Annotated in this window: 9 protein-coding genes and 2 pseudogenes; 9 read left to right on the top strand and 2 right to left on the bottom strand. The window is 58.9% G+C overall.

The window, feature by feature from the left end; all coding sequences use genetic code 11:
* The 4 genes and pseudogenes from VL003_RS10515 to phoU all read left to right on the top strand — a co-directional run.
* Positions 1 to 164: pseudogene (locus VL003_RS10515) on the top strand (putrescine ABC transporter permease PotI); the annotation flags it as partial.
* A gap of 5 nt (positions 165 to 169) precedes the next feature.
* A complete protein-coding gene (locus VL003_RS10510) occupies positions 170 to 526 on the top strand; it encodes a Spx/MgsR family RNA polymerase-binding regulatory protein (protein WP_325442220.1) in 357 nt (118 codons plus the stop codon).
* 2 nt (positions 527 to 528) lie between these two features.
* Positions 529 to 1,212 (top strand): ribose-5-phosphate isomerase RpiA, encoded by a 684-nt coding sequence (gene rpiA, locus VL003_RS10505; RefSeq protein WP_325442218.1) that lies wholly within the window; start codon positions 529 to 531, stop codon positions 1,210 to 1,212.
* 101 nt (positions 1,213 to 1,313) lie between these two features.
* Positions 1,314 to 2,039, top strand: coding sequence for a phosphate signaling complex protein PhoU (gene phoU, locus VL003_RS10500; RefSeq protein ID WP_325442216.1), 726 nt, complete (start codon positions 1,314 to 1,316; stop codon positions 2,037 to 2,039).
* Here phoU and VL003_RS10495 read toward each other — a convergent pair.
* A complete protein-coding gene (locus VL003_RS10495) occupies positions 2,036 to 2,308 on the bottom strand; it encodes an oxidative damage protection protein (protein ID WP_325442214.1) in 273 nt (90 codons plus the stop codon). The genes phoU and VL003_RS10495 overlap by 4 nt on opposite strands.
* Before the next feature lie 158 nt (positions 2,309 to 2,466).
* Positions 2,467 to 3,834, bottom strand: coding sequence for an amino-acid N-acetyltransferase (argA, locus tag VL003_RS10490; RefSeq protein ID WP_325442212.1), 1,368 nt, complete (start codon positions 3,832 to 3,834; stop codon positions 2,467 to 2,469).
* A 67-nt stretch (positions 3,835 to 3,901) separates the two neighbouring features.
* On the opposite strand from argA, the gene hrpA reads away from it, so the two are divergent.
* The 5 genes and pseudogenes from hrpA to VL003_RS10465 all read left to right on the top strand — a co-directional run.
* Complete coding sequence (hrpA, locus tag VL003_RS10485) at positions 3,902 to 7,762, top strand: ATP-dependent RNA helicase HrpA (RefSeq protein ID WP_325442210.1); 3,861 nt, start codon at positions 3,902 to 3,904, stop codon at positions 7,760 to 7,762.
* A gap of 69 nt (positions 7,763 to 7,831) precedes the next feature.
* Complete coding sequence (gene dnaE / locus VL003_RS10480) at positions 7,832 to 11,305, top strand: DNA polymerase III subunit alpha (protein WP_325442208.1); 3,474 nt, start codon at positions 7,832 to 7,834, stop codon at positions 11,303 to 11,305.
* A complete protein-coding gene (locus VL003_RS10475) occupies positions 11,302 to 12,399 on the top strand; it encodes a glycosyltransferase family 4 protein (protein WP_325442206.1) in 1,098 nt (365 codons plus the stop codon). The genes dnaE and VL003_RS10475 overlap by 4 nt, the downstream gene beginning before the upstream one ends.
* Positions 12,396 to 13,241, top strand: coding sequence for a polysaccharide deacetylase family protein (locus tag VL003_RS10470; protein WP_325442204.1), 846 nt, complete (start codon positions 12,396 to 12,398; stop codon positions 13,239 to 13,241). The genes VL003_RS10475 and VL003_RS10470 overlap by 4 nt, the downstream gene beginning before the upstream one ends.
* Positions 13,238 to 13,450: pseudogene (locus VL003_RS10465) on the top strand (glycosyltransferase); the annotation flags it as partial. The gene VL003_RS10470 and the pseudogene VL003_RS10465, both read left to right, overlap by 4 nt.
* Positions 13,451 to 13,551 lie beyond the last annotated feature (101 nt).

Below are 13,551 nucleotides of genomic sequence, written 5' to 3'. Positions count from 1 at the left end.
TTTTGTCGGGGCCCGGCTATACCACCTTGCCCCTCGAGGTCTTCTCCAGGGTGCGCCTGGGGCTGAAACCCGAAATCAACGCCCTGGCTACCTTGTTCATTGTGGTCGTGGGCCTGTGTGTGATTGCCGCCAGCAAAGTGCAATGGCGCAAAGAGGAAACCTGAGAAACATGAATACCATACGTCTGTACGGCCTGAAGCGTTGCAGCACCTGCGTCAAAGCCATGTCCTGGCTTCAAGAGCAAGGTATTGCGTACGAATTTACCGACTATCGCGATCAGCCCGTGCCGGCGTCCACGCTCAGCGATTGGCAAGCCCAATTGGGCGGTTGGGAAAAACTGGTCAACCGGGCGTCCATGACATGGCGCAACCTGCCTGACGAGCGCAAGACGCCTCAAGGTGATGAACAGTGGCTGGGATTGATCGCCGAGTTTCCTGCATTAATCAAACGGCCTGTACGTGTCGACGCCGACGGTCGAGTTTCTGTCGGTTTTTCGGCTAAAAAATATGATGAACTCAAGGGGTGAGCATGCTTGATCAAAACGCATTGAAGCGCAATGTGGCGCAGGCGGCCGTGGACTACGTTTTGCCGTTGTTAACGCCCGACTCAGTGCTGGGTGTGGGCACCGGTTCGACCGTCGACCTTTTCATCGACGCCCTGGCCGCGCACAAGCATCGATTTCGTGCTGCGGTGTCCAGCTCCGAGCGCAGCTCGGCACGCATGGCAAGTGTGGGCATTTCAGTGCTCGATCTGAACGACGTTGCGACCATGCCGGCATATGTGGACGGGGCCGACGAACTCGATGCGGCGCTGAACATGATCAAGGGCGGCGGCGGGGCACTGACACGCGAAAAGATCGTGGCCTCCGTTGCTCAGCGTTTTGTATGTATTGTGGACGAGTCCAAGTTGGTCCAGACAATGGGTGCGTTCCCACTTCCGGTCGAAGTCATTCCCATGGCGCTGGCGGCCGTGGCCCGGCGCCTGGAAAAACTGGGTGGTCGCCCTAAAGAACGAAAGGGTTTCGTCACTGACAACGGTTGTCGTATTCTGGACGTCGAAGGCCTGCGTATCACCGACCCTGCGGCACTGGAATCGCAAATCAACGATATTCCTGGGGTGGTCGCTTGCGGGCTGTTTGCCATTGAAGGCGCCGACGTCGCCTTGGTGTCGGGCCAGGGTGGGGTGCGAGAGCTGCACCGTACTTCGGTTTAACAATCACGTCACAATCCGGTGCTAAGATTTTTGCTTTTAATGGATTATCATGTCTGTAGCAAATGGATCGTGATTCCATAGTTTTCGCATTGAAGGCCGATATGACCGAACACACCAACAGGCAGTTTTCCACCGACCTCGAAACCACCAAGTCCATGTTTCTTCAAATGGGCGGCTTGGTCGAGGCCATGGTTTACGACGCCGTCGAAACGCTGATCACCGGCGACCTGGCCTTGGTTGATCGCGTGCGCGAGCGCGAAAAAGAGGTCAACCGGCTCGAAGTCGAAATCGACGAGCGCATCGGGCTCATCATTGCCCGCAACCAGCCCACGGCCATCGACCTTCGTCTGTTGTTGTCGGTGTCAAAAATGCTTACCGACATGGAGCGTTGCGGCGACGAAGCCGAGAAAATCGCCAAGGTGGCCCGCCGGCTGCACGAGAACGAAGGGCGGTTCATTGCGGCGGTCGAGCTTCGTCATATGCGCGATTTCGTTGTGGCCATGTTGCGCGACGTTCTCGATGCCTTCGCACGCGAAGACTCCGTTCATGCGGCCACGGTGGTGCGCAGCGACAAAGAAGTCGACAAAGAATGGAAGGCCTCTTTGCGCCACCTCATTACCTACATGATCGAGGATCCGCGCACCATTACCCGCTCCATCGATCTGATCTTCATTGCGCGTTCGCTCGAGCGCATCGGCGACCATGCCAAGAACATGGCTGAACGCGTTATTTACATGGTGGTGGGCGACGACGTTCGACACACCGGCGTCAAGGCTACCGAGCGCGCCGCGCGTGGCGCGCCCTACGAAGAAGAAAACGACGTCTAGTTCGGGGGGGGCACGTAGCCCTGGGCTTCGACGTTGGCGTCTTCGAACAGATAGCTTTCCATTTGCTGAGCCAGATACTTGCGAGCCCGGATATCTGCCAGGTTTAGCCGGTTTTCGTTGACGAGCCGTGTTTGGGTTTCGACCCATTGGGCCCACGCCTGTTTGGAAATATTTTGCCAGATGCGCACACCCAGTTCGCCGGGATACGGGGGCGCGTCCAGGCCTTCGGCTTCGCGCTTGAGTTTTACACATTGGACCATGCGTGCCATGACATTCCTACCTAGTAAAAGTGCAGTTGATCAACCGGTTTATTGTACAAGGTAAGCGCCCGCGAGGCGGGTCGGCGGATAAGGTAGGCACGTGGTGCCCGCCGGGAGCAAAGTGCGTGTGCGGATTGCGGGCCGGTGCGCGGCCGCCCAGCCGGCGTTTATAGCCGTTTGATGAATACAAGGCTGTTACGCGAACGGTTGTAGTGAGCCTGGCGTTCGGTGGGCAGGTCGGAAATGCCGCCGCGTGCGAAACCGCGCTTCATGAACCAGTGCGAAGTACGTGTGGTCAGCACAAAAAGGCGCCGGGCGCCCATGGCGCGGGCCTTGCCTTCAGCGTGGCGCAGCAGCATTTCGCCTTCGCCCGAGCCTTGCCATTCGGGGTGGACGATCAGGCAGGCCATTTCGGCCATGCCTTCTTCAAGGTAAGGCTTGAGCGCCACGCAGCCGTAAATAACGCCGTCGTGCTCGAGCACGGTAAAGAGCTCGACTTCGCGCTCGATGACTCCGCGACCACGTGGCACCAGGGTACCGTCGGCCTCCAGGGGTTCGATCAGGCGTACGATGGCGCCGATATCGTCCATGGTGGCGGGCCGCAGGTCGTCAAGGTTGTCTTCGACGACCATGGTGCCCACGCCGTCGTGGGTGAAAATTTCGAGCAGCACGCTGCCATCAAGCGTGTAAGGCAGCAGATGGGCTCGTGCCACGCCGCGCTTGACCGCGCGTGAAGCGTAGCTAAGGAAAAAAGAGGTGTCTTCGTCGAGTGTTTCGGTGGCAAGCAGTGCATCGGCCTCTTCACGGGCAAGCTCGGTGTCGACGCTGCCGTCTTCTTGCCGTACGATGCGGTCTTGGGTCAGGAAAATAAGTTTTTCGGCTCGCAGCGCCACAGCAACACTGGTTGCCAGGTCTTCCATGGCCAGGTTAAAGGCCTCGCCGGTCGGAGAAAACCCCAGCGGCGAAAGCAATATAATCGCGCCTTGGCTCATCACCGACTTAATGGCGTCGACGTCAAGCTTGCGCACCGCGCCGGTGTGCTGATAGTCGACACCGTCGATAATGCCGACCGGGCGAGCGGTAACGAAATTACCCGAAATTACCCGTATCTGCGCATGCGACATGGGGGTGTTGGGCAGCCCTTGGCTAAATCCGGCCTCGATGTCCAGGCGGATTTCTCCGGCGGCTTCTTTGGCGCATTCAAGTGCTTCGGGCGAGGTCGGCTCGGTTCCGCGGCCAAACTGCGTGGTGTAGCCCTTGAGCATCAGTTGCTCATTTACTTGTGGACGCGAGCCATGCACCAACACCAGCTTGACGCCAAGGGCGGAAAGCAGTGAAAGGTCTTGAATCAGGGTGTTCAGGGCGCCGTCGAAAACCAGTTCGCCGCCAAAGGCCACCACGAAGGTCTTGCCCCGAAAGTTGTGAACGTAGGGGGCGACTTCGCGGAACCACCGCACAAACTGGGCGGGCGCGAATTCGGGCGCGTCATGCGCCGAGAGAGTTTCAGGGTCGTTAAGGGCCGAGTCGTTCTGCACCAGGGTTCCCAGTTATTTACATCAATGCAAAATTATAATGACGCATACCCGCTTTATTTGAGTTTTCATGCAAGAGCCCGTCGATTTGTCGGTAAACGAACACAGAAAAGATCCCAGAGGCAATAGGCCCGGCTCAAGAGCTGCTCGGCCGCTGCCCCCGATACGCTATCCGGAAGACCTGCCTGTCAGCGCGCGCCGTGACGATATCGCGGCGGCGATCCAGGCCCATCAGGTTGTCATCGTAAGCGGTGAGACAGGTTCGGGCAAGACAACACAGCTGCCCAAAATCTGTCTGGAGCTTGGCCGTGGCCAGGCAGGCCTGATCGGCCACACGCAGCCCCGGCGTCTGGCCGCCACGTCGGTTGCCCGACGCGTGGCCGAAGAACTTGGTTCCGAGCTGGGTGACTGGGTGGGGTATCAGATTCGGTTCAACGACCGAAGCGGTGCCAATACGGCAATCAAGCTCATGACGGACGGCATCTTGCTGGCCGAGTCGCAGCGCGACCCCATGCTGCGCCGCTACGACACCATTATTATCGACGAGGCCCACGAGCGTAGTCTGAACATCGATTTTCTGCTGGGTTTCCTCAAGCAGTTGCTGCCGTGTCGGCCCGACCTCAAGCTCATCATCACATCGGCCACGATCGATGCCGAGCGATTCTCGACCCATTTCCAGATGGGCGGCAAGCCCGCGCCGGTAATTGAAGTCTCGGGCCGGCTCTATCCGGTCGAAGTGCTGTACCGGCCGGTGCTGCGTGAAGAAGAAGCTGAAGCGGGCTCTGCGCGACGTAGCGCTTTCGGCCAAGGCGCTGCCCCATCTCAGGATGAAGAACGCGACCTGATCGACGCAGTGGTCGATGCGGTGGCCGAATGCGCCAGGCACGGCTCGGGCGACATACTGGTGTTCTTGCCCGGCGAACGCGAAATTCGCGAGGCCTCCGAAGCCTTGCGCAAGCATCATCCGCCGGGCACCGAGGTATTGGCGCTGTTTGCTCGCCTGTCGCAGGCCGAGCAAGAACGCATTTTTCGCCCTCAAGGCAATGCCCGACGCGTGGTGCTGGCCACCAACGTGGCAGAGACCTCATTAACAGTGCCCGGTATTCGTTATGTGGTCGACAGCGGTCTCGCGCGGGTCAAGCGCTACTCCTGGCGCAACAAGGTTGAGCAGTTGCGCATCGAGCCCATCAGCCAAGCTTCGGCCAACCAGCGTGCGGGCCGTTGCGGTCGTATCGGCCCCGGGGTGTGTATAAGGCTGTACGACGAGGCCGACTACAAGACCCGGACGGCTTTTACCGACCCCGAGATTTTGCGCTCGTCGCTGGCTTCGGTTATTTTGCGCATGAAGGCGCTGAAGCTGGAGGACATCGAAACCTTTCCTTTTGTCGAAGCGCCCACTGGCAGAGCCATCGCCGACGGTTATCAGCAGCTGCAGGAACTGGGTGCCCTGGACGGCGTCAACAGCCTGACGTCCACCGGTCGTTCCTTGTCCAAAATGCCGGTCGATCCACGCCTGGCTCGCATGATACTTGAAGCGCAAGCTCAGCAATGTCTGGCCGAGATGCTGATCATTACTGCGGCATTATCGGTGCAGGACCCGCGTGATCGGCCCATGCACGAACGTGAAGCGGCCGAGAACGCTCATGCCAAGTTCCGCGACGAAAAATCCGAGTTTCTCGGTTATTTGAAGTTGTGGAACTGGTATCACGAGCAGGTGGCCCATAAAGGCTCGCAGCGCAAGCTGGTGACGCTGTTGCGTCAGAACTTTCTGTCGCCGACCCGACTGCGCGAATGGCGCGATGTGCACAGCCAGCTTGCCGCCCTGGTGGGTGAGCAGGGTTGGCGGGTCAACGCCTCGCCCGCCACCTACGAGCAGATCCATCTGGGGTTGCTGTCGGGTTTGTTGGGCAACATCGGTCTCAAGAATGAAGAGGGGGGCGGCTATCTGGGTGCCCGCGAAATCCGCTTTCAGATTCACCCCGGATCCAGCCTGGTAAAAAAAGCAGGTCGCTGGATCGTGGCGGCCGAACTGGTGGAAACAACAAGGTTATACGCGCGTTGCGTTGCACGCATCGAGCCCCCCTGGCTAGAGAAGACCGGCGCCCACTTGCTGCGCCGAAACTGGTCAGATGCACGTTGGGACCGCAAAAGCGGACAAGTCGTGGCCAACGAGCGAGCCACGCTTTACGGCCTGCCCGTATACACCGGGCGCCGCGTTCATTTTGGCAAGATCGACCCGGTACAGGCGCGAGAAATCTTTATCCGCGATGCCCTCGTGCAAGGAGAAATCGACACACGCCTGTCTTTTATTCAGCACAACCGGCAACTGATCGCCAAGATCGAAAAGCTCGAACATCAAACGCGTCGACCCGATATTTTGGTGGACGATACGCTGATTTTCGCGTTCTACGACAAGCAGATTCCGGCGGACATCTATCAGACCGCGACATTGGAAAAATGGGCGGGCGGCCTGGACAAGCCTGCACTGGAAGCTCTGCGTCTGAATCGTGACGATTTGATGCGCCACGAAGCGGCGGGTGTCACCACCGATGTTTTCCCCAAGAAGGTGTCTTGGCAAGGGGTGGACATGGCGCTTGACTACCACTTCGAGCCAGGTTCCGTACGCGACGGTGTGACCCTTACCGTGCCCTTGTTTGCCCTGAACAAGGTTGACCCCATGCGCTGCGAATGGCTGGTGCCGGGCATGCTCAAAGAGAAAGTGCACTTGCTGCTCAAGTCGTTGCCTCAAAAGATGCGGCGTCATTGCGTGCCGCTGCCCGACTATGCTGCGGGTTTCTATCAGCGCTGGTACGAACGGGCAGCCGACCCGTCGATGGGTTTGCTTGAGGCGATTCGCAGCGACATGTGGGAACAGGTCAAAGTTCGCCCGTCGCCCAGCGACTTCAAGCTTGAAACGCTGCCGGCGCATTTGTTTATGAACTTCAAGGTTGTGGATGAGCACGGTCGCATGCTCTCGGGAGGTCGTAACCTTGATCAGTTAAAGGCTGAACACGGCAGTCGCGCCCAGGCCTCTTTCCAGAAGGTCGCCGCCAGTGACGAAAGCGTGGGCCAGGTATTGGCGCACGAGAACCTGGTCGAGTGGTCGTTCGGCGAACTGCCCGAACTGATGGAGATTCGGCGCAAGGGACAGTCATTTGTCGGCTACCCCGCACTGATTGACCGCAAGACGCATTGCGATCTTGATGTGTTCGATGACCCGGCCGAGGCAAAGCGCAAGCATCGCGCCGGCTTATTGCGGCTGTTCAAGCTGGCTCTGCGCGAGCAGGTAAAGTTCCTGGAGAAAAACCTGGACGGCCTGACGCGAATGAGCATGCTGTATATAAACCTGGGCACTCAGGAAGAGCTGCGGGATCAGATCATCGACACTGCCATCGACCGTGCCTGTCTGGCCGAGCCGTGGCCTGCCGATCGCCAGGCGTTCGAGGCCCGCGTGGCCGAAGGGCGTACCCGCGTAGGCTTGCTGGCTCAAGAGGTTGCCAGGCTTGCCGGAACCATCTTGGCCGAATGGTCTGCGTTGCAGAAAAAACTGCCTCAGGCCAAGCCGCATTCGGCTGCGTATGCCGACCTGAATGCTCAATTGACGGCGCTAATGGGCAAATGGTTTGTGCGCGATACGCCTTACACGCAGTTGTCGCATTACCCTCGTTACTTGAAGGCGGCTCAGGCCCGCATCGACAAGCTTCGGGCCGACCCCGCGCGTGATCAGCGACTGATGGCTGAAATGGCTCCGTTGCTTACCCAGTATCAACGTGCCCGTAGTGGCCTGAAAGGGGCTGCCGATGCCACGCTGGATGAGTTCCGCTGGCTGCTTGAAGAGCTTCGTGTTGCCCTGTTCGCCCAAGAGTTGCGTACCCCCATGCCCGTTTCCGTAAAGCGGCTGCAGAAAGCATGGGCTGCCATGCAGCGATAGGCAATCTGGCCTCCGACGTCCGGTTCCTTCCGGGGTTCCTTAAGTACAATCCTGTTCATGAAATCTGCCATGCCCGCCACTTTTGTCCATTTGCGCGTCCACTCTGAGTTTTCGGTTGTCGACGGCATTGTTCGTATTCCAGAACTCGTCAAGAAGGTTGCGAGCTTTGGCCAGCCGGCTGTGGCGCTGACTGATCTAGGCAATCTCTTCGGGCTGATCAAGTTCTACAAGGCCGCACGCGGTGCCGGCGTCAAGCCCATTGCCGGATGCGACGTGTGGCTGCAGAACGAAATCGACCGGGACAAGCCCCACAGGCTGTTGTTGCTGGCGCGCAACCACGCCGGCTACCTGCAATTATGCGAACTGTTGACTCAGGCCTGGCTTGACAACCAGTATGCCGGTCGCGCTGAGCTGAAACGCGAGTGGCTGACCGGCCTCGACGGATTGATTGTCTTGTCCGGTGCACGTGCCGGAGACATCGGACAGGCGCTAGAGGCAGGTAACGCCGAATTGGCACAGCGTTTGGGCCGCCAGTGGGCCGAGCTGTTTCCCGGGCGGTTTTACATCGAGCTGCAGCGCGCCGCCGACGGCGACGAAGCCTATGTGCAAGCCGCCATGCGCCTGGCCGCCCAGTTGAACCTGCCGGTGGTGGCCACCCACCCGGTACAGTTTTTGCATGCGGACGATTTTCGCGCGCACGAGGCGCGCGTCTGTATTGCCGAAGGCGAGCAACTGGCCAACCCCAGGCGGGTGCGTCGCTTTAGCACTGACCAGTATCTGTTGGACACCGAGGAAATGGCGCGGCGTTTTCAAGACGTGCCTTCGGCCTTGGCCAACACGGTGGAAATTGCCAAGCGGTGCACGCTTGAGCTTGAATTGGGCAAACCACGATTGCCCGACTTTCCCACACCCGATGGCGTAACGCTTGACGACTACCTGATTCAACTGTCGCACCAAGGGCTCGATCAACGGATGCTGCAGCTTTTTCCGGACGAGGCCGAGCGCAACGAGCGCTACCCGCAGTACCGGGAGCGCCTCAATTGGGAATGCAAGACCATTATCGACATGGGCTTTCCGGGCTACTTCCTGATCGTGGCCGACTTCATCAACTGGGGCAAGCACAATGGCGTGCCTGTTGGGCCGGGCCGGGGTTCGGGGGCGGGCTCGCTGGTGGCGTATTCGCTGGGCATCACCGACCTGGATCCCATTCGCTACGACTTGCTGTTCGAGCGCTTTCTTAACCCAGAACGCGTATCGATGCCCGACTTCGATATTGACTTCTGCCAAGACAACCGCGAGCGGGTCATTGATTACGTCAAGCAAAAGTACGGCAAGGCGGCCGTAAGCCAGATCGCCACCTTTGGTACCTTGGGCGCCAAGGCCGTAGTACGTGATGCGGGGCGCGTGCTTGAAATGCCCTACATGTTGTGTGACGGCTTGTCCAAACTCATTCCGTTCAACCCGGCCGACCCATGGACACTCGAGCGTGCGCTGGCCGACGAGCCTGCATTCAAAGAGCGTTACGAGCAAGATGAAGAGGTCCGCGCCCTGGTCGACCTGGCCAGGCCGCTTGAAGGGCTGACGCGCAATATCGGCATGCACGCCGGCGGGGTGCTTATCGCCCCCGGCAAGCTGACCGACTTCTGCCCTTTGTATTGTCAACCGGGCATTGACAGCAACGCCGTGTCGCAGTTCGACAAAGACGACGTCGAGGCTGCGGGCCTGGTCAAGTTCGACTTTCTGGGTTTGCGCAACCTGACCATTCTCGATTGGGCGGTGCGCTATGTGCGCCAGTTCAACAGCGACAAACAAGATTTCGACATCATGTCGTTGCCGCTTGACGACCTGGGCACCTATCAGTTGCTCAGCGAAGGCAACACCACCGCCGTGTTCCAGCTTGAATCGCGAGGCATGAAAGAGCTGTTGCGAAATCTGCGTCCCAGCACCTTCGAAGACGTGATCGCCATGTTGGCGTTGTATCGGCCGGGGCCGCTCGAGTCGGGCATGGTGGTCGACTTCGTCAATCGAAAGCATGGCCGTGCCGAGGTGGATTATTTCCATAAAGACCTTGAAGCGGTTCTGCGCAGCACTTACGGTGTCATTGTTTATCAAGAACAGGTGATGCTCATTTCGCAGATTATCGGCGGCTACACGCTGGGTGGTGCCGACATGCTGCGTCGTGCCATGGGCAAGAAAAAACCCGAAGAAATGGCCAAGCATCGCGCCATTTTTGAAAAGGGTGCAGTCGAAAAAGGCTATGACGCCGAGCTGGCGGTCAAGCTGTTCGACCTGATGGAAAAGTTCGCGGGCTACGGCTTTAACAAGAGTCATTCGGCGGCCTACGCGCTGATCGCCTACCAAACCGCTTGGCTCAAGGTGTATCACCCTGCCGAGTTCCTGGCTGCCACCTTGTCTTCCGACATGGACGACACCGACAAGGTGCAAGTGTTCTGGAAAGACGCCCTGGCCAACGGGGTCGAGGTTCTGCCGCCCGACGTCAACGACTCCAATTATCGGTTTGAGCCCGTGTCTGACCGGCACATGCAACAGGGTCGCCCGCCGCGCACCATACGCTACGGGCTGGGTGCCGTGAAGGGCACGGGTCAGGCAGCGGTCGAAGAAATTATTCGGGCACGCCAAGAGGGCGGTCCATTCACAAGCCTGTTTGATTTTTGTCGTCGCATCGACCGGCATACGGTTAATCGCCGTACCATCGAAGCCCTTATTCGCGCAGGCGCCTTTGACGGCATCGATGAAAATCGGGCGGCGTTGCTGGCCAGTATCGGCAATGCCGTCGAAGCGGCCGAACAGGCCGAGCGCAGCGCCAATCAGGTGTCGCTGTTCGACGACGACAGCAACGACATTGTCGAAGAAGGCCTGGCCAAAGTCGCCCCGTGGGATCTTCAGACACGGCTTACCGAAGAGAAGGCCGCGCTGGGTTTCTTTTTCAGCGGCCATCTGTTTGACGCCTGGCGCGACGAAGTCCGCCGTTTTGCGCCCAAGCCCCTGGCGCGGCTTGAGCCGGCGCGCGGCTTGCAATGGTTTGCCGGAGTCCTGGCGTCGGTGCGACCCCGCATGACCCGACGCGGAAAAATGCTTTACGCCGTGCTGGACGACGGCTCGGCGCAGGTCGAAGTGGCGGTGTTCAACGAACTGTACGAACAGCATCGCGACCGGCTTAAAGAAGACCGCCTGGTGATTGTCCATGGCAAAGTCAGCAACGACGATTATTCGGGCGGCTTGCGTGTCTCGGCCGAGGTCCTGTACGACCTGCAGTTGGCGCGCGAGGCACGTGCACGAGCCTTGCGTATCACCTTGAACGGTGACGCGGACGTGCAAAGGCTCAGGCAGGTGCTGGATCCGTTTCGTGCTCCGCCCGGCGACCAATCTGCGGGCGTGCAGGTTGAAGTCTGTCTCGAACGCGATAGTTATCAGTGCGTGTTGCGGCTGGGCGAGGCCTGGCGGGTGCGCATGGCCGACGATATGTTTGACAGGCTGCACGGCTGGGTGTCTGCCGACCGCGTGGAGATCGCGTACCTATGAAGCCTTTACGCATCATTCATTCCGAGGCAGCAACCAGTTTTGGCGGTCAAGAGCAATACATCCATCAGATGATGACGGCCATGCGCGATCATGGCCATCATATGGAAGCCATTTGTCAGCCGCATGCGGTGCTGGCGCAACGGTTGCGAGACGACGGCTTTACCGTACACACTTTGCTTATGGACGGCCCGGCCAACTTTGTTAAAGGCGTGACGCGATTACGCCGTGTGCTGCGAGAGGGCCGTTTCGATGTGCTTAACACCCATAGCCGCCGAGACACGATTCTCGCCGGTACGGCCGCTCGCCTGGCAGGCACGCCGCTTATCGTGCGCACGCGGCATCTGGCAAAACGGGTGGGTTCGCTGTTGTCGTACACCATTATTCCCCATCGGGTAACCACCGCCAGCAATTTCGTGCGCAACCATCTAATCGAGCGGGGGGTGCCGCCCTCGCACGTGGCAACGGTTTATCCGGTGGTCAATCTTGCCACCTGGAACCAGCCATCCACCTTGCGTGACGAGCTAAAGCTCGCGCAAAACGACATAGTCGTTGGCTGCGTGGCGGTGATGCGGGCCCAAAAGGGCCACCGGGCGCTCATCGACGCCATCGAGCCGCTGATTCGTGCCAGGCCCAATCTGCATCTGGTTTTCGTGGGTGGGGGCTCTCCGGTCTTCGAAGAGGTGCAGGCTCACATCGCAGAAAAAAACCTCGGCAAGCGTGTTCATTTGCTGGGACGCCGCAACGACGTCCCCAATCTGTTGGCTGGATTCGATTTGTTTGCTTTGGCCACAGAACAAGAGGCGTCGGGTACGGTACTGGTCGAAGCGGCTGCGGCCGGTCTTGCCGTTATTGGCACTGACGTCGACGGTGTGCCCGAAATGATGGAAAATCGGGTTACCGGCCTGCTCGTTCCCTTGCGCGATCAGCCGGCCCTGACCCAGGCGCTGCAGACGCTTATCGACGACCCGGAACTTCGGCACCGCATGGGTGCTGCGGGCCGACGCCGCGTGTTCGAAGAGGGCAAGTTTACCCCGCAGGCCATGGTTCAAAATATCGAATCTTGTTATATACGCTGGTTGAGCGAACGCAGATGAAAACAGCCCACTCGGTTCCGGTTCTTATGTACCACCACGTCACCCCCTCGGGCGGTGCAATCAACGCGTCACCCAAAAACTTCGAAGACCAATTGGCGTGGCTTTCCCGACATGGATACCGGTCGCTCACCACCGAGGAATTTGCCGCACACCTTAACGGCGAGCCGGTGTTGCCTAAATCGGTACTGATCACTTTCGATGACGGTTACCTGGATAACTGGGTCTATGCCTATCCGCTGCTTAAAAAGTATGGGTACAAGGCAGTGGTGTTTTTAATCACCTCTTTGGTTAATGACGGCCCTGTTCGGCCGCATCTGGGGCAGCAGCAAGTGCTGCCCGACACCCCCGAGCACGCTGAGTGCGAACGCCGCATCGAGCAGGGTGACTCCGACAGCGTTATTTTGCGCTGGAGCGAGATCAAGGCCATGCAGGAAAGCGGCCTTATCGAGTTTCACAGCCACACTCACACACACACACGTTGGGACAAAAGCGATCGGGCTCACGAAAAAAATGCGCTCATAGAACAAGAGCTTCAGCAGTCGCGTCAAACGTTGATGGCAAATCTGGGCGAAGTGTCCGAGCACTTTTGCTGGCCCCAAGGATATTTCGATGCCGATTACGTGCGGGTGGCCCAGCAGGCCGGCTTCAAATATTTGTACACCACACAGGCGTTTGGCCAGAACCGGGTCGGGCATGACCCCGCCCATATCTATCGTTTTGCAGTGCGCAATACCACGGGCAATTCAGTCGGACGCAGAATCCAGGTGGCCGCCCACCCGTTCATCGGTCCCATCTTCAATCGTTTCAAGCTCTGGAAGCGAGCGCGCAGGCAAAGGGCATGACGCTGTCAGTCATCATCATCACCAAAGATGAAGAACGGCATATCGGCGAATGCCTCGACTCGGTCTCGTTCGCTGATGAAATCATTGTGGTCGACTCCGGTAGCGCCGACCGCACTTGCCAGATCGCACGCGACAAGGGCGCCAAGGTGGTCGTGACAAGCGATTGGCCGGGGTTTGGTCCGCAAAAAAATCGGGCGCTTGACATGGCCAATCGCTTGTCGCGACCACCTTGGCGCCCTTGTCGCGTGCGATCTGACAAATACGATCAGCGCTACCGGAGTCGACAACAATGATTTCATCGGCGAACGAG

This window comes from Pusillimonas sp. (assembly GCF_035515275.1).
Lineage (GTDB): Bacteria > Pseudomonadota > Gammaproteobacteria > Burkholderiales > Burkholderiaceae_B > Pusillimonas.
This window is presented reverse-complemented; position numbering and strand designations above follow the sequence as displayed.

What these genes read in the sequence shown, in the direction of transcription:
- VL003_RS10510 (WP_325442220.1), top strand. Translation starts at nt 170, where the DNA reads ATGAATACCATACGTCTGTACGGCCTGAAGCGTTGCAGCACCTGCGTC.
- rpiA (WP_325442218.1), top strand. Translation starts at nt 529, where the DNA reads ATGCTTGATCAAAACGCATTGAAGCGCAATGTGGCGCAGGCGGCCGTG.
- phoU (WP_325442216.1), top strand. Translation starts at nt 1,314, where the DNA reads ATGACCGAACACACCAACAGGCAGTTTTCCACCGACCTCGAAACCACC.
- VL003_RS10495 (WP_325442214.1), bottom strand. Translation starts at nt 2,308, where the DNA reads ATGGCACGCATGGTCCAATGTGTAAAACTCAAGCGCGAAGCCGAAGGC.
- hrpA (WP_325442210.1), top strand. Translation starts at nt 3,902, where the DNA reads ATGCAAGAGCCCGTCGATTTGTCGGTAAACGAACACAGAAAAGATCCC.
- dnaE (WP_325442208.1), top strand. Translation starts at nt 7,832, where the DNA reads ATGCCCGCCACTTTTGTCCATTTGCGCGTCCACTCTGAGTTTTCGGTT.
- VL003_RS10475 (WP_325442206.1), top strand. Translation starts at nt 11,302, where the DNA reads ATGAAGCCTTTACGCATCATTCATTCCGAGGCAGCAACCAGTTTTGGC.
- VL003_RS10470 (WP_325442204.1), top strand. Translation starts at nt 12,396, where the DNA reads ATGAAAACAGCCCACTCGGTTCCGGTTCTTATGTACCACCACGTCACC.